Origin of the sequence: Pseudooceanicola nanhaiensis (assembly GCF_020171315.1) — a bacterium.
GTDB classification, from domain to species: Bacteria; Pseudomonadota; Alphaproteobacteria; order Rhodobacterales; family Rhodobacteraceae; genus Pseudooceanicola; species Pseudooceanicola nanhaiensis_A.
This window is the reverse complement of the sequence record NZ_JAIUZP010000006.1, coordinates 287,807-303,100: the sequence shown is the minus strand read 5'-3', so window position 1 is coordinate 303,100 and position 15,294 is coordinate 287,807. Positions and strand designations below refer to the sequence as shown.

General features: G+C 64.9%; 13 protein-coding genes. 5 read left to right on the top strand and 8 right to left on the bottom strand.

Annotation, left to right across the window (positions count from 1 at the left end):
* Nucleotides 1–42: 42 nt before the first annotated feature.
* A complete protein-coding gene (locus tag LCM32_RS11425) occupies nucleotides 43–867 on the bottom strand; it encodes a helix-turn-helix domain-containing protein (protein ID WP_224821198.1) in 825 nt (274 codons plus the stop codon).
* Nucleotides 868–1,145: 278 nt separating this feature from the next.
* Here LCM32_RS11425 and LCM32_RS11420 point away from each other — a divergent pair, with 278 nt between their 5' ends.
* Entirely contained in the window at nucleotides 1,146–1,487 is a 342-nt protein-coding gene (locus LCM32_RS11420; RefSeq protein ID WP_224821197.1) for a hypothetical protein, read from the top strand.
* A 182-nt stretch (nucleotides 1,488–1,669) separates the two neighbouring features.
* Here LCM32_RS11420 and ilvN read toward each other — a convergent pair whose 3' ends face one another.
* Nucleotides 1,670–2,233, bottom strand: coding sequence for an acetolactate synthase small subunit (ilvN, locus tag LCM32_RS11415; RefSeq protein WP_224821196.1), 564 nt, complete (start codon nucleotides 2,231–2,233; stop codon nucleotides 1,670–1,672).
* Nucleotides 2,234–2,397: 164 nt separating this feature from the next.
* On the opposite strand from ilvN, the gene LCM32_RS11410 reads away from it, so the two are divergent.
* A complete protein-coding gene (locus tag LCM32_RS11410) occupies nucleotides 2,398–3,183 on the top strand; it encodes a transporter (RefSeq protein WP_224821195.1) in 786 nt (261 codons plus the stop codon).
* Between the two features lie 61 nt (nucleotides 3,184–3,244).
* Here the strand turns inward: LCM32_RS11410 and LCM32_RS11405 are convergent, their stop codons facing one another.
* The 4 genes from LCM32_RS11405 to LCM32_RS11390 all read right to left on the bottom strand — a co-directional run bounded on the left by LCM32_RS11405 (nucleotide 3,245) and on the right by LCM32_RS11390 (nucleotide 8,427).
* Nucleotides 3,245–4,999 (bottom strand): acetolactate synthase 3 large subunit, encoded by a 1,755-nt coding sequence (locus tag LCM32_RS11405; protein WP_224821194.1) that lies wholly within the window; start codon nucleotides 4,997–4,999, stop codon nucleotides 3,245–3,247.
* Between the two features lie 423 nt (nucleotides 5,000–5,422).
* Nucleotides 5,423–6,229, bottom strand: coding sequence for a class I SAM-dependent methyltransferase (locus LCM32_RS11400; RefSeq protein ID WP_224821193.1), 807 nt, complete (start codon nucleotides 6,227–6,229; stop codon nucleotides 5,423–5,425).
* A 126-nt stretch (nucleotides 6,230–6,355) separates the two neighbouring features.
* Complete coding sequence (locus LCM32_RS11395) at nucleotides 6,356–7,000, bottom strand: response regulator transcription factor (protein ID WP_224821192.1); 645 nt, start codon at nucleotides 6,998–7,000, stop codon at nucleotides 6,356–6,358.
* Nucleotides 6,997–8,427 (bottom strand): cache domain-containing protein, encoded by a 1,431-nt coding sequence (locus tag LCM32_RS11390; RefSeq protein ID WP_224821191.1) that lies wholly within the window; start codon nucleotides 8,425–8,427, stop codon nucleotides 6,997–6,999. Before LCM32_RS11390 ends, LCM32_RS11395 begins: the two co-directional genes overlap by 4 nt.
* Before the next feature lie 233 nt (nucleotides 8,428–8,660).
* Here LCM32_RS11390 and LCM32_RS11385 point away from each other — a divergent pair, with 233 nt between their 5' ends.
* The 3 genes from LCM32_RS11385 to LCM32_RS11375 all read left to right on the top strand — a co-directional run bounded on the left by LCM32_RS11385 (nucleotide 8,661) and on the right by LCM32_RS11375 (nucleotide 13,157).
* A complete protein-coding gene (locus tag LCM32_RS11385; RefSeq protein WP_224821190.1) occupies nucleotides 8,661–9,746 on the top strand; it encodes a TRAP transporter substrate-binding protein in 1,086 nt (361 codons plus the stop codon).
* 116 nt (nucleotides 9,747–9,862) lie between these two features.
* Nucleotides 9,863–10,789, top strand: coding sequence for a TRAP transporter small permease subunit (locus LCM32_RS11380; protein ID WP_224821189.1), 927 nt, complete (start codon nucleotides 9,863–9,865; stop codon nucleotides 10,787–10,789).
* Between the two features lie 13 nt (nucleotides 10,790–10,802).
* Nucleotides 10,803–13,157 carry a TRAP transporter large permease gene (locus LCM32_RS11375; RefSeq protein WP_224821188.1) on the top strand — a complete coding sequence of 785 codons (2,355 nt, stop codon included), beginning with the start codon at nucleotides 10,803–10,805 and terminating at the stop codon, nucleotides 13,155–13,157.
* 426 nt (nucleotides 13,158–13,583) lie between these two features.
* Here LCM32_RS11375 and LCM32_RS11370 read toward each other — a convergent pair whose 3' ends face one another.
* Entirely contained in the window at nucleotides 13,584–13,928 is a 345-nt protein-coding gene (locus LCM32_RS11370; RefSeq protein WP_224821187.1) for a cupin domain-containing protein, read from the bottom strand.
* A gap of 3 nt (nucleotides 13,929–13,931) precedes the next feature.
* The gene (locus LCM32_RS11365) at nucleotides 13,932–14,750 is read right to left on the bottom strand and encodes an arginyltransferase (protein WP_224821186.1); all 819 of its coding nucleotides are present in this window, start codon (nucleotides 14,748–14,750) and stop codon (nucleotides 13,932–13,934) included.
* Nucleotides 14,751–15,294 lie beyond the last annotated feature (544 nt).

Below are 15,294 nucleotides of genomic sequence, written 5' to 3'. Positions count from 1 at the left end.
TGATCATCACATCACGGGGGCGCCGGGCCGGGACATCTCCGCTCAGCGGAAGGCCTGATCCAGCCGCAGCAGGCGGCGGTGGAACTGGGGCAGCTGTTCCTGCGGGACGAGGCCTGTGCCCCGCGCCGTGGTCATGATCGAGCGCATGTTGGTCCCGAGGTGTTCGTAGACCATGCGGGTGGCCCGCTGGCTGGTCAGGCTCTCGCGCACGGTCCGTGTCACGTAGCCTTCCCAGAAGTTGTTCTCGAAGGTCGGCACCTTGCAGAGGAAGTTGAACGAGCAGGTGATCGCACCCTTGCGGGCGATCAGCGCGGCCACGCCCTCTTCCTGCCGCAGGAAGATGCCGCGGAACTCGCGGGTTGCGGCGTCCACGGGCAGGCCCTGCTGGGCCATGGCTTCCTTGGCCTCGTAACCGCGCACGAAGGTATAACCGTCGTTGCGGAACACGTAGACCAGCCCGAGGGCGGCCATGGTCTCATCCACGAAGGACCGCCGCGAGAAGCGGTAGAACCCGTCGGGCAGCATGTCCTGCGTCACCTCGGTCGAATTCCGGCCAAGGTATTCCGAGATCTCGGGATGGTTGAGCAGGTCGGCCGAGATCGGCGTCAGCGCCTCCACCGGCTCCAGCAGGATGCGGGCGTCGGTGTTGAAGAACTCGCAGATCCGATGCAGCACATCGGGCCGCGGGAAGCTCTCGCCCGAGAGATAGCGATTGTATTGGGTGCGGTTGATCCCGAGTTCCCGGCACAGGCCGGCAATCGAAGGATATTGCCCCGAGAGAAGACGCAGGTTCGCGCCAAATATTCCGCGGATTTCCACCGGATCGACGGCGGAGTCCGACCCATGGCTCGACGTAGGCTTCTTCAAGGGCCGCTTTTCCCTGTGTAACTCACGTTCTACGTGTATTTTAGGTGTGTGTAGCACTGCAAGGGTGACTTTTTGATGCTGACTGGCGTCAGGTGTGATGTGATATAGCGCCAGTATTTATCAAACTCGTCACAAAATCAATTGCCCCGACACTGATTGGGGAATGTTGGAAAGCAGATCTTTCACAGAAAGTAACGATGTGGGGGAAAGTAGTGCATCTGCAGAGGCTTGAGATGTTTGGCGTAGTCCTTTGGAGCGACAGTTCTGACCGAAAGGCCGTGATCTGGTGCGAGGATCATGGCGATCTGGCGTACTTCAGTGCCGCTGACGGGGAACTCTGTGACGGAATCGGTCTCGACGCGGGAGATCTGGTGCAATTCGACCTCACCGAAGACAGGGTGATGCGTCGGGCGCGCAACCCGCGGATCGTGGCGGAGGAGCAATATCCGACTTTGGCGACCCGCCTTCAGGAGGCCAACCACATGGCCTCCGAGAAGGTGAATATCCCGCCAGTGAGTCGCCCCGAAGGCGAGGAAGGCAGCGCGATCGTCCTGCCCTTCGCCCCGCGACGCAAAACGGCCAAGACCCGGCCGTGCGAGATCGCCGGCACCACCAGCTGAGGCACTTCAACGCTTCCTCCGACACTGTTTTCGGATCGGAGGGGCAGGGAGGCCCACAATGACAAAGCCCGCCCGCGGTGAACCGCGGACGGGCTTTTTCGTGTCTGCTTGCGACAGGTGTTGAAGGTGGGAGTGCCGGGCCGCGTCAAGGCGGCCCGGTGTCCCGGTCTACCGATCCCGGATCAGTTCGCGCCGCGCGACAGGGCGGCGACGCCGGTGCGCGCCAGCTCGACCAGGCCGAGGGGGCGCATCAGCTCCGCGAAGGCGTCGATCTTGTCCGGCGTGCCGGTCAGCTCGAAGACGAAGCTCTGGAGCGTCGAATCCACCACGTTGGCGCGGAAGATGTCGGCCAGCCGTAGCGCCTCGACCCGCTTCTCACCCTCGTTGGCGACCTTGATCAGCGCCAGCTCGCGCTCGACCGAGGGGCCTTCGACGGTCAGGTCGTGGACCTCGTGCACCGGCACGATGCGGCCAAGCTGTGCCTTGATCTGTTCGATCACCTGCGGCGTGCCCTTGGTCACGATCGTGATCCGCGAGCGTTTGCCGGTGTGGTCAACCTCGGCCACGGTGAGGCTTTCGATGTTGTAGCCCCGGCCGGAGAAAAGCCCGATCACGCGGGCTAGAACCCCGGCCTCGTTGTCCACCAGCACGGCCAGCGTGTGCGTCTCGATCACATCGGAGAAGGTCGGGCGCAGGTTGTAGGCCGAATGCTTGGTCGACCCTTTTTTCAGTTTGAGTGCCGACATGGGTGGCTCCTTGTCTTCAGGGTTGTCTTCCGGTGGAAGTTTTCTGTTGCCTTAAGGGAAGAGCGGACGCACGCTGAGGTTGCAACCGATTTTCCCCGCGCCACAGGGCGATGTCTCCAACGCCCTGCGCCTGAAAGTTTCTTTTCCGAGTTCAAGGACTTGCCATGACCCCAGTCTTCCGTTCGACCTGTGCCGCCGCACTTGCCTGCCTCGGCCTCGCCGCGCCGGCTTTCGCGCAGGACACCGACCTTGCCAAGCAGCTCGCCAACCCGGTCGCCGACCTTGTGAGCGTGCCGTTCCAGTTCAACTGGAACCAGAACATCGGCCCCAACGACGACGGCGAGCGGATGACGCTCAACGTGCAGCCCGTGATCCCCTTCGACCTCGGCAATGGCTGGAACCTGATTTCCCGCACCATCGTGCCGCTGGTCTTCAACGATCTGCCCGGCAATGACGACACCGGCCTCGGCGACATCACCCAGTCGTTCTTCTTCTCGCCGAAGAATTCGACCAACGGGCTGACATGGGGCGTAGGCCCGGCCTTCCTGCTGCCCACCGGCTCTGACGGGTTCTCCGCCGATACCTTTGCCGCGGGCCTCACCGGCGTTGTGCTGCGCCAGTCCGGTCCGTGGACCGTGGGCGGGCTTGCCTCCCATGTCTGGCGCGTGGGCGACGGGCCGGTGGATATCAACCAGACCTTCCTTCAGCCCTTCACCAGCTACGCCTTCGACAACGGCGTCAGCATGACGCTGAACACCGAGACGACCTACGACTGGACGAACGACCAGTGGACGGTGCCGATCAATGCCGTGGTTGCCAAGGTCTTCACCATGGGGAACCAGCCGATGAGCATCGGTGGCGGCATCGGCTATATCGCCGAGGGCCCGGACAGCGGCGCCGAAGGGGTGACCTTCCGCGCGGTGCTGACCCTGATTTTCCCGAAGTCCTGACACGGTGAACCCTCCTGCCGGGGGCGGGCGACATGCATCGCCCGGCCTCGGTCAGACCTGATCAGACGAGCGCCGCCCCGCCGCCGGTGATGGCATCGGTGGCCGCGGCATCGCCCATCAGCATCTCGTTGTGGGCCTTGCCGCTCGGGATCATCGGGAAGCAGTTCTCGTGCTTCTCGACGAGGCAGTCGAAGATCACCGGACCGTCGTAGTTGATCATCTCCATGATCGCATCGTCGAGGTCCTTCGGATCGGAGACCATGATCCCCTTGGCGCCGAAGGCTTCGGCGAGCTTCACGAAATCGGGCAGCGCCTCGGACCAGGACTGGCTGTAACGCTCGCCGTGGAGCAGCTGCTGCCACTGGCGCACCATGCCGAGACGCTCGTTGTTCAGGATGAACTGCTTGACCGGCAGGCGGAACTGAACCGCGGTGCCCATCTCCTGCATGTTCATCAGCCACGAGGCCTCGCCCGCCACGTTGATCACGAGGCTTTCGGGATGGGCCTGCTGCACGCCGACCGAGGCCGGAACGCCATAGCCCATGGTGCCGAGGCCGCCCGAGGTCATCCAGCGGTTCGGCTCCTCGAAGGTGAGATACTGCGCGGCCCACATCTGGTGCTGGCCGACCTCGGTGGTGAAGTAGCGATCGTGGCCCTTGGTGAGCGCCTCAAGCCGCTGCAGCGCGTACTGCGGTTTGATGATCGTGTCCGAGTTCTTGTACTTCAGGCAGTCCACGGCCTTCCACTCGTCGATCTTCTTCCACCACTTGGCAAGCGCCTCGCGGTTGGTCTTGCGGCCGCGGGCCTTCCAGACCTTGAGGATATCCTCAAGCACGTGGGCCACGTCGCCGACGATCGGCATGTCGACGTGGATCACCTTGTTGATCGACGAGGGGTCGATGTCGATATGCGCCTTGAGCGAGTTCGGGCTGAAGGCGTCGATGCGGCCGGTGATCCGGTCGTCGAAGCGGGCGCCGACGCAGATCATCAGGTCGCAATCGTGCATCGCCATGTTGGCCTCGTAGAGACCATGCATGCCGAGCATGCCCAGCCACGCCTTGCCCGAGGCGGGATAGGCGCCAAGGCCCATGAGCGTCGAGGTGATCGGCGCGCCGGTGGCATCGACGAGTTCGCGCAGCAGCTGGCTGGCCGCGGGGCCCGAGTTGATGACGCCGCCGCCGGTGTAGAAGATCGGCTTCTTGGCCACTTCGAGGGCGGCCACCAGTTCCGTGATCTCCTCCATGTCGCCCTTGACCTGCGGGTTGTAGCGATAGGTCGAGGGTTTCGGCGGCGCGACGTATTCGCCGGTGGCGAACTGCACGTCCTTGGGAATGTCGATCAGCACCGGGCCGGGACGGCCGGTGGTGGCGACATGGAAGGCGTGGTGCATGATCCGCGGCAGGTCGTCCGTCTCCTTCACCAGCCAGTTGTGCTTGGTGCAGGGGCGGGTGATGCCGACGGTATCGGCCTCCTGGAAGGCGTCCGAGCCGATGAGGAAGGTGGGGACCTGGCCGCTCATGACGACGATCGGGATCGAGTCGAGCAGCGCATCCGCCAGCCCGGTGACCGCATTGGTCGCGCCCGGACCCGAGGTGACGAGCACGACACCCGGCTTGCCGGTGGAACGGGCATAGCCTTCGGCGGCGTGGACCGCGCCCTGCTCGTGGCGGACGAGGATGTGCTTGATGCCGTTCTGCTGGAAGATCTCGTCATAGATCGGCAGGACGGCGCCGCCGGGATAGCCGAATACCGTGTCCACGCCCTGGTCCTTGAGGGCCTGAACCACCATTTTCGCGCCGGTCATCTGCCGTGTCATCGCTTCTCTCCGTCTCACTGCCCCGTGTCGGGCGCTTCTCGTGAACTGCTGTTTCGGGAATGAAAAAACCCCCGGAGGTGATCCGGGGGCGCATGGGGTACCAAATGGGACAACCGGTCTTACCGGCCCATGCGCCAAACTCCTACGATAATGACTAGTGCGGTCATCGGGGGACTCCTCATTCGGGGCGGACATTAGAAGCGGGCGAACGGGGCGTCAACCGCCTTTGCGTGAAAAATTCTGTCCTGCGGCGAAAAAAATCTTTGCGAAAGTTGCGTTGTTGCGTGGCGTCTCGACGTTTTCGAAAATTCGCGGAGCGTTTGCCGGTGGGCGAGCAAGAATTTTCGAAAATTCTTGGGAAAATTCTTCGAAGAATTTTCCGCGCGCGACTGAGGGGGCGGGGGCAGGGAGAGGGGGAGTGGCTCAGGCCTTACGGGCGACGAGGGTGTAACTCATGGGGATCTGGGCGGGGCGGCCTTCGTAGAGGTCGTACTCCGGCTCGCGGTTGGAATGCGGGTGTTCGGTGAGGGTTTCGAGGCGCAGGCCCGCACCGGCCATGGCGGTGAGGATCGCGCCCATGGTGTGGATGAACCAATAGCCTGTCTCGCCTGCGCCGTGGTCCTGCCCGTCATAGGCGATGGCCTCGGTCACGGTCTGGGGGGCGGAGGTGAAGTAGCTGAAGGCAGGGGTATGGGGGGTCTCGCTGGCGGGATCGAACAGCTCGAGGAAGGGATGGGTCTCGTAGATGACGAGATGCGCGCCGGAGGCCATCAGCCCCGCGACGGCGCGGAAGAAGCCGGGCAGGTCGGGCATCCAGTTCAGCACGCCGATGGTGATCAGGGCGAGGTCATGCTGGCCGAGGTCGCCTGCGGGCAGATCGTAGATGTCGGCCTCCAGCAGCAGTGGCGCGAGGCCCGCGGCGGCGGCCAGCTGTGCGCCCTGTGCGAGAAAGGCTGCGGACTGGTCGATGCCGAGTGCGGGCTCCGCCCCGAAGGCGGCCAGCGACAGCAGTTCGCGCGCATTGTTGCAGCCGATCTGCACCGCCCGCTTGCCGGAGAGGCCGATCTGCTGGAGCGTCGCGGTCAGGCAGGGGTCGAAGGTGGAGAAGCCGGGCAGGCTGGCGGAGGCGAGCAGCGCCTCCCAGTCCTCGCCGGTGCCATGCAGATGCGCCGAGGCCTCCCAGGCGGCGCGGTTCGCGTCGGTGTAGGTCTTGCGGTCGCGATTCGGCATCGGGGTCTCCCATCCTGTCGGAATCGGTAGGAGATCGGGCGCTCGCGCGCGAATGGCAAATCTGTGATCGGACAAGAAACTTCCGGCTGTGGCCGCCGGAGCATGGCCCTTGCGAGGGCGAGCGGCTCAGAAGACCCGGCCGGTCCCCTGCAGCACCCCGTGTTCGAGCGCATAGCGCGTCAGCCCAGCGGTCGAGGAAATGCCGAGCTTGCGCTTGATGTTCTTGCGGTGCGTCTCGACCGTGCGGACCGAGATGTCGAGGGCGAGGGCCACTTCCTTGTTGGACTGGCCCTGCGCCAACAGCAGCAGGATCGACTGTTCGCGGTTGGTGAGCTGCTCGCGCGTGCCGTCCTTCGGCTCCAGCCCCACCTTGGCGCCGGTGCAGAGGTAGCGTTCGCCGCGCATCACCGCGTCGATGGCCTGCTTGATCTCCTCGGTGGGCACGTCCTTCAGCACATAGCCCGCCGCGCCATGTTCGAGCGCGGAGGTGATATACTCCGGGCTGTCGTGCATGGAGAGGACGAGGACCCGCGTCTCGGGGCGCTTCTCGAGGATGATCTCGCAGGCGTTGAGGCCCGAGACCTCGGGCATGTTGAGATCGAGCAGCACCACGTCGGGGGCCAGCTCCTCCACCCGGTCGACGATCTGGCGCCCGCTGGAGAGGGCGGCCACCACCGTGATGTCGTCATAGCTTTCGAGGATTGAGACGATGCCCTCGGCCACCAGCGGATGATCGTCGACGATGACGACGCGGGTCTTGCTCTGGGTCATGTGGCGTCCTTCCCCTTTTCCTGCCGCGCCTCGTCGCGGTTCGGCTCCAGCAGGTGCGAGAGCGGCACGAAGGCCGTGATCTCGGTGCCCTTCGGGCCGGAGCGGATGTCGAGCGTCCCGTCGAGCTGCTCGACCCGTTCCTGCATGTTGCGCAGGCCAAGCCCGGTGGACCGTCCCTCGCGCACCTCGGCGGACAGGCCGTGGCCGTTGTCAGCGATGTGCAGCCTTGCCCCTGTGCGGGTGCCGCGCACGTCCACCTCGATCTTCGTCGCGCCCGAATGACGCTCGATATTGGTGAGCGCCTCCTGCGCGATGCGGTAGAGCGCGATCTTGCTGTCCTTGTCCAGACGATTGCGGAAGACCACGGTGGAAAAGGCCGTCTCGATCCCGGTTCTGCTACCGAAATCCTCGACCAGCGTCTTGATCGCGGGGCCGAGGCCCAGATCGTCGAGCGCGCCGGGGCGCAGGTCGCGGCTGATCCGGCGCACCTCCTGAATGGCATCGCCGAGGCTCTGCATCCCCTTGTCCAGCGTCTCGCCCGCGCGGGGATCGCCCGCCGCCATCCGGCGCTTGGCGGCGTCGAGCGCGTAGCGCACGCCCACCAGCAGCTGGCTGATCCCGTCGTGCAATTCGCGTGCGACGCGGCCGCGTTCCTCCTCCTGCGCGTCAAAGACCCTCTGTGTGAGGCGCTTGAGCTTGGCATCCGCCAGCCGCCGCTCGCGGATGTTGATCACCATGCCGGAGGCAAAGACCGCCATCAGCGCGATCAGCGTGATCGCCCCGATATAGAGGAAGGTGCGCCGCACCCTCTGGCGCATCTCGGTCTGGGAGGCGGCAACGGTGTCGAGCACATCGTCGATGAAGACCCCGGTGCCGATCGCCCATTGCCACTGGGGCAGGGAGGTCACGTAGGTCAGCATCCGCTCCTCTTCGCCGGTGGAGGGCTTGGGCCAGAGGTGTTCGACCCAGCCGCCGCCTTGCCGCGCGGTCTCGATGAAGTCCCGGACGACGGGGGTGCCCTCGCTGTCGGTCAGATCCCACCAGTTCTGGTTGATCATGTCCGTCTGGCGCGGCGAGACGAGATTGGTGCCGTCGAAGGTGTAGACAAAGAAGAACCCCTCGTCGCCATAGATCATGGCGGCGAGGATTTGCAGCACCTTGGTCTGGGCGTCCTCGGAGTTGTAGGGCGCGGAATTGTAGGTGGCGTAGAAGCCGTTGCGCGCCTGGGTCACGTAGTTGCGCAGTTCCTGCTTCTTGGCGGCCAGCAGGCGCTGTTCCAGCGTGGCGATCTCGCGTTCGGCAAGCGCGCGCGACTGCTGGGCCACCATCAGCGCAATGGCCGAGACGGCAAGGATCAGCGGAAGCGTCGCCAGAAGGAAGAGCTTCTGGCCATAGCTGAGCCGTCGGAGAGAGAAAAAACGCGCCATGTGTGATTCGAGCGAAGACTACCCCATGCGACCAAGCCAGTGTAGGAGCCAGTGTATAGGCGGCCTTCTGCCGGCAAGAAACGTCTCCCTTTCGCTGGGTAAACTGCCCGAAAGTTGCGCCGCTACGTAGTACTAGGTATTTTCCGGTGCCAAATGTCTCGCTAGTGTCCTCCCACTATCGAACCGATCCGCACCCGCCACAGCGGGGGCAATACCTACCGGGAGGAGAAAATATGGATCGTCGTTCCTTTCTGAGAACGTCCGCTTTGGGCGGCGGCGCAGCTGCAGCCTCGACTCTGGCCGCACCGGCCTACGCACAGGGCAAGCGCACCCTGACCATGGTCACCACCTGGGGCCGTGGCCTCGCCGGTGTGCATGACAGCGCGCAGTACTGCGCAGACGCCATCACCGCCATGACCGACGGCCAGCTGACCGTCGAACTGAAGGCCGCGGGCGAACTCGTGGGCGCCTTCGAGGTGTTCGACGCCGTGTCCTCGGGCCAGGCCGACATGTACCACGCCGTGGACTACTACTTCCTCGGCCAGCATCCGGCGCTGTCGTTCTTCTCGAACATCCCCTTCGGCATGACCTACCAGGAACTGAACAACTGGTATTACCATGGCGGCGGTCAGGAACTGCAGGATCAGGTCTCCGAGATCTTCGGCCTCAAGACCTTCATGGCAGGCAACACCGGCCCGCAGTCGGGCGGCTGGTTCAACAAGGAAATCAACGGTCCGGAAGACTTCCAGGGCCTGAAGTTCCGGATGCCGGGCCAGGGTGGCCAGGTGCTGGGCAAGCTGGGCGCCTCGGTGCAGAACCTTCCCGGTGGCGAAGTCTACCAGGCGCTGTCCTCGGGTGCGATCGACGGGACCGAGTGGATCGGCCCCTGGGCGGACGAGAAGGCCGGCTTCCAGGAAATCACCAAGACCTACTACACCGCAGGCTTCCACGAGTCGGGCCCCGGCCTGTCGCTGGCGCTCAACCGCGACCTCTTCGAGGATCTGCCCGAGTTCCAGAAGCAGATCGTCGAGCAGGCGGCGCGTGCCGGCAACAACTGGACCATGTCGCTCTTCATGGCGAACAACGGTTCGGCCCTGCAGCGTCTGCAGTCCGGCGGCGTGAAGATCATGGAATTCCCCGACAGCGTCTGGGACGCCTTCGGTTCGGCCTCGGCCGAAGTGGTGCAGGAGCCCATGGACGATCCGCTCTACGCCGAATGCTACGAAAGCTACATGCAGTGGCTCAAGGCCTCGGCCGCGTGGATTTCCACCTCGGAAGGCGCCTACTCCAAGCAGCGGAACCGCGTTCTGGGAATTTGATCCGCCGAAAGGCTTGAGATCAGCGAAGGCCCCGGCGAGACGGGGCCTTCTTCAATTGACGCACTCGGACCCGACGCTGCGTCAACAAGACTGACACGTCAGGGAAGGCGGGGACGATGGAAGAAACGGGCGGCACGGGCGTCATCGGCGCCATCGCGAGCGGCATCTGGTGGTTCATCCAGAACATCGGCATGGCGTTCTACAATTTCGGCTATGCGGTGACACATCCGCAGATGTGGCTGAACTGGTCGGACAATCAGGCGGTCATGCGGTTCGTCTACTACGGCGGCTCGGTGGAGTTCTTCTTCGTCGTGCTGACCTTCGTGCTGATCCTGACCGCGATCGGCGTGTTCCACCGGCCCTTCATGTGGGGCATGGTCCGGCTGCTGGAAGGCTTTGCCAACACGGTGGGGCGCTTCATCGCATGGGCCGGCCTGATCATGGTGATCCAGCAGGTGCTGATCGTCTTCGTGCAGCGTATCTTTGCGCGGCCCGATCTGGTCTTCGGCCTCGGCGTGCCGATCGGCTTCGACATGAGCTGGTGGTCGGAAGAGCTGAAGCTCTACAACGCGATGGTCGTGGCGCTCTGCGTGTCCTACGCCTTCGTGCAGGGCTCCCACGTGCGGGTGGACCTCGTCTATTCGGGGCTGTCGTTCCGCGGCAAGCGTTTGGTCGACATGATCGGTTCGCTGATCTTCATGCTGCCGGTTGCCACGATCACCTGGATGTACGGCTGGTTCTTCCTCTGGCGGCACCTGATCGTGCCGAAACCCTCGGCCTCCGATCAGCTCGACCGGCTGCTGGCCAAGTCCCGCGCCCTGCGCTGGAACGTCGAGACCATCGGCTTCAGCCCGAACGGCTTCTCGGCCTACTTCCTGTTCAAGATCCTGCTCTGCGCCTTTGCAGCCATGGTCTTTATCCACGCCATCGCCTTCTTCTACCGCTCCTTCTGCGAATTCGTCGAAGGGCAGGGAAGCGAGAACAAGTACCTCGACCGCGACACGCTGGGCGAGGGCGAAGAAGCCTACGAAGGCACGCACTGAGGGGACCTGAGACATGCTTTTCGGACTTGATGGGGTCGAGATCGGCCTGATTATCGTCTTCCTGTGCCTTTTCGGCGGGATCCTGTCCGGCTTCCCGGTGGCCTTTGCCATCGGTGGTGCGGGCGCCATTTCCTTCGGGATCATTGCCGCGCTCGACAGTTCGGGCCTGCTGATCCACCAGGCGATCGACACGTCCTCGGACCTGTATCGCCAGCTGACCGACAGCGGCATCCACCCGGATGCAATTTCGATCTTCCGCTACCCCGATCTGCCAAGGATCGCGCAGCCGGTCTTTGACCGTGGCTGGGACGTGGCGCTGGACCGGAACGTCAGCTTCATCGTGAACCGGATCAACGAGCGCGTGCTTGCCGGTCAGTCGATCGAGACGCTGCTGGCGGTGCTGATGTTCGTCATGATGGGCATCACGCTGGAACGCTCCAAGATCGCGAACGACCTGCTGACCACCATGGCGCGCGTCTTCGGCCCGCTGCCGGGCGGTCTGGCCGTGTCGGTCGTCGTCGTGGGCGCCTTCCTCGCGGCCTCCACCGGCATCGTTGGGGCCACCGTGGTGACGATGGGCCTGCTCTCGCTGCCCACCATGCTGCGCAACAACTACTCGCCCGAGCTGTCCACCGGGGTCATCGCGGCCTCGGGCACGCTGGGGCAGATCATTCCGCCCTCCATCGTGATCGTCCTTCTGGGCACGCTGGCCGGTGACCTCTACAGCCAGGCGCAGGAAGCCCGCGCCCAGACCGTCGGCTGCAGCGACGCGCTGACCTACCTCGGCAAGCCCGCGGTGGTCTCGGTGGGCACGCTGTTCCAGTCGGCCATGCTGCCGGGCATCCTGCTGGCGGTGCTCTATGCCGCCTATGCCTTCGGCTATGCGCTCTTCAACCCGTCCAAGGCGCCCGCGGTGCAGATCGAAGCCTCGGGTGGCAAGACCATCACCCGCAGCGAAGGCCTGACCTGGTTCCTCTTCGTGCCCGTGGCGCTTGTCGCGCTGGTGGTGCTGCTGGGGCAGGTGGGCATCGTCGGCTCGCAGAGCCTTGCGGTGGACAGCTTCTCGGAGGCCGGGCAGGTCGCCTCGCTGCGCACCAACGTCTCGGACAGCTGCCGCGAAGCGATGATCGCGCTGCACGGGCAGGATGCATGGAACATCGCCGTGCAGGAGGCCGAAGCCATCGCCGCCTCGGGCGGGGTGCAGGAAGCGCATCGCCTGACGCCGGAAGAGATCGAAGCCGCCCGCGCCGCCAAGCTGGCCGCGGCCGCCCCGATCGGCACCGGCGTGGCCGTGCTGCTGCTGACGCTGGCGCTGATCCTGACCACCGCGCGTGGGGCCGATCCGCTGGCCGATCCCAAGCCGCTGGCCATCGGCCTCGGCGGGGTGCTGGTTGCGGCGCTGCTCGACGTGCTCTTCATCACGCCCGACATGACCTCGGGGGCCACGGTCGTCATCCTCGCGATCCCGGTCGCGGTGGCGCTCTGGGGCTGCAAGCACGCCGCGGCGCGCCTGGCCGAGAACGAGCTGATCCGCGTGGTCTTCCCGCCGCTGATCCTGATCGTCGCGGTGCTGGGCTCTATCCTCGGCGGCATCACCAACCCGACGCCCGCTGCGGCGCTCGGTGCGGCCGGTGCGCTGATGCTGGCGGCCTACCGCAAGAAGCGGGAGTTGGGCGAAAGCGGCAAGGTCATCATCAACGCCACCTTCGCGGTGATCGTGATGATCCTCGTGGGCGTGAACTTCGACCTGCGGATCACGCAGGAGAGCGTCAGCGCCGAGAGCTGGATCGCCTTCGTGGTGGCTTATGCGGCCTTCCTCTACGCGGCCTTCGGTCTCTTCTACTCCTGCTGGGTGCTCTGGAGCACGGCGGTGCTGAAGCCGGTGGTGCGCGAGACGGCCAAGGTGACCTCGATGGTCTTCACCATCCTGATCGGCTCGCAGCTGCTCAACCTCGTGGTGATCTCCTTCGGTGGCGAGCACTACATCCAGCAGTTCCTGAAGAGCTTCGACAACGAGTTCACGGTCTTCCTGATCGTGATGCTGGTGCTCTTCGTGCTGGGCTTCGTGCTCGACTTCCTCGAGATCATCTACATCGTGATCCCGATCGTGGGGCCGGTGATCTACGGCGGCACCTTCGATCCGAAGTGGGTGACGATCATGATCGCGGTGAACCTGCAGACCTCGTTCCTCACGCCGCCCTTCGGCTTCGCGCTCTTCTACCTGCGCGGTGTCGCCCCGGCGAGCGTGACGACGGGCCATATCTACCGCGGGATCGTGCCCTTCGTGCTGATCCAGGTGCTGGGGCTGGCCCTGCTGTGGTTCGCACCGGGGATCGTGACCATCGTACCGGACCTGATCGGCAACTGATCGGACCGGAGAAGACAGGGGCCGCGGCAGAGATGCCGCGGCCCTTTTCGTTTTGAGAAGGCTCGGTCTCGCGGCGCGACTGTTCGTCAAACCGCGCGAGGCCGCCGATTGTCTTTCTCCCACCTTGCATCCTTCACCGTCTCACTCCCGCCCAAGCTTCGCTTGGGCCGCGCCCGACCCGCCCCCCAGGGCGGGCGCGATTGCGCCCACCCCACGGGACGGGCGCGGGGACAGGCGGAAGGGGCGGTTCGGTGATGTGATGAGCGATGGCGTTCCGTCCCGATACATCGGGCGGGCGCCGAGGCAGGATGCTTTCGCCGCGGGGGGCTGAGGCTCTTCCGAGCGGCCTTTGTCAGAGTCGAGACATTTGACCGCGCTCCCGCATCCCCTGCCACTGGGGGCGCAGCAGATACCGGCAGCCCACTCTCAGGCCGGCTCGCGATCCTCGCGGGTCCAGGGTGAGGAGATCACGAGAAACCGCACCGCCTCGGCACCGTCGTTGAAGGCGCGGTGTGCCGCACCCGGCGGCACCTCCAGCGCGTCGCCGGTGACCAGCTCGTGCAGCGTGCCCTCCATTTCGAGGGAGAGCAGCCCCTCCAGCACGTAGAACATCTGCCGCGCCTCGCCATGGCGGTGGCGATGCTCCGATCCGCCGGGCGGGATACGCTCCTCGATCACCTGAAGCCCGGGCCGGTCCAGCAGGCGCCAGCCGTCGCAGAGCCCGCCCCAGACGTAATGTTCAGCCGTTTCCCGATTCACCCGCGGCGCCATGCGTCAGGGTCTGGTCCGCATGTCCGGCAGCGAGATATTCGCCACCTGTTCCGCGATCGGGTCAACCTTCAGCGGATGGGTTTCCGAGGAATAGCGCGAGGGATCCTGCATCTTCTCCCAGCGGCCCTGCACGTAGAGCTCAAGCCCCTTGAACTTGGCCTTGTAGCCCATCTTGGGAGAGCCCGGCACCCAGTAGCCGAGGTAGACATAGGGCAGGCCGGCCTCGCGGGCGATCTCGATATGGTCGAGGATCAGGTAGGTGCCGAGGCTGTCGCCGGGGCGCGTCGGATCGTAGAAGGAATAGACCATCGAAAGCCCGTCATCGAGCACATCGGTCAGGCTGACGGCGGTCAGCGCGCCGGTCTCGCGGTCGACGTATTCCACGACGCGGGTGCGGATCGGGGTCTCCTCGATCATCGCGGCGAATTCGAAGATATCCATGTCGGCCATTCCGCCGTCGGCATGACGGGCGTCGAGGTATTCGCGGAAGAGCGCGTACTGATCCTCTGTTGCCCAGGGCGAACTGGCGCGCCGCTCCAGCCGGGTGTTGCGCTTGATCGCGCGCCGCTGGCTCTTGGTCGCGGTGAATTCGGCCACGTTGACCCTTGCGGAGAGGCAGGCGGTGCAATCGGCGCAGGACGGCCGGTAGAGCACATTCTGCGATCGGCGGAAGCCCTGCTTCGACAGGCAGTCGTTCAGCCGCGTGGCATTGTCGCCCTGCAGGGCGGTGAACAGCTTCCGTTCCATCCGGCCCTCGAGATAGGGGCACGGCTGGGGCGCGGTCACGTAGAACTGAGGGGCGAGGGGAAGAGTGTGGCGCATCTCATCTACCGGTTTACGACAAAACGATAACAGCGCCATTCCGATCCGCCAAGATGGTTAACCGGCGGATTGCTGCCGGGAGGCGGACCTTGCGGAAAGGCGCTTGGGAAAGAGGCGCGGGGCGGCGCCGGGTTGTGGCAGGAGCTATGTCCCGACGGCGGGGAGTAAAGTCGCTCACGGCGGATGTGATCGGCGTGTCGCGCCGTGACCACGGGGAAGTTGCGGAAACCCGCCTGTGTGTCGGTGCGAAGCTGAACGCCAGAAGTCGCCACGATGCCGAACGCCGGAGACCCCCACGAAGCCGCGCATCGACGGCGCGCGCGGGGGCGATCCGGACCTTTCTGGCTGCCACTTTATCTCTGCCAAGCTCGCCGCTCCCTAGAAAGCGACCGCCCAGCCTCACCAAATCGCCGCCGCGTGGGGGCGCGCCGGCGATGCGCGGCGGCCTGCGGCCTTGTCCCGCGCGGGGACCATCCGAAGCGGCTGGGGTGGCAAGCGGCAGGGCCTGCGTGGTGGGGGCCGGGACAGTCGGAAGCGGTTGGGG

Excerpts from the sequence above, each read along its gene's own strand:
- ilvN (WP_224821196.1), bottom strand. The coding sequence starts at position 2,233 with ATGTCGGCACTCAAACTGAAAAAAGGGTCGACCAAGCATTCGGCCTAC.
- LCM32_RS11410 (WP_224821195.1), top strand. The coding sequence starts at position 2,398 with ATGACCCCAGTCTTCCGTTCGACCTGTGCCGCCGCACTTGCCTGCCTC.
- LCM32_RS11405 (WP_224821194.1), bottom strand. The coding sequence starts at position 4,999 with ATGACACGGCAGATGACCGGCGCGAAAATGGTGGTTCAGGCCCTCAAG.
- LCM32_RS11400 (WP_224821193.1), bottom strand. The coding sequence starts at position 6,229 with ATGCCGAATCGCGACCGCAAGACCTACACCGACGCGAACCGCGCCGCC.
- LCM32_RS11395 (WP_224821192.1), bottom strand. The coding sequence starts at position 7,000 with ATGACCCAGAGCAAGACCCGCGTCGTCATCGTCGACGATCATCCGCTG.
- LCM32_RS11390 (WP_224821191.1), bottom strand. The coding sequence starts at position 8,427 with ATGGCGCGTTTTTTCTCTCTCCGACGGCTCAGCTATGGCCAGAAGCTC.
- LCM32_RS11385 (WP_224821190.1), top strand. The coding sequence starts at position 8,661 with ATGGATCGTCGTTCCTTTCTGAGAACGTCCGCTTTGGGCGGCGGCGCA.
- LCM32_RS11380 (WP_224821189.1), top strand. The coding sequence starts at position 9,863 with ATGGAAGAAACGGGCGGCACGGGCGTCATCGGCGCCATCGCGAGCGGC.
- LCM32_RS11375 (WP_224821188.1), top strand. The coding sequence starts at position 10,803 with ATGCTTTTCGGACTTGATGGGGTCGAGATCGGCCTGATTATCGTCTTC.
- LCM32_RS11370 (WP_224821187.1), bottom strand. The coding sequence starts at position 13,928 with ATGGCGCCGCGGGTGAATCGGGAAACGGCTGAACATTACGTCTGGGGC.
- LCM32_RS11365 (WP_224821186.1), bottom strand. The coding sequence starts at position 14,750 with ATGCGCCACACTCTTCCCCTCGCCCCTCAGTTCTACGTGACCGCGCCC.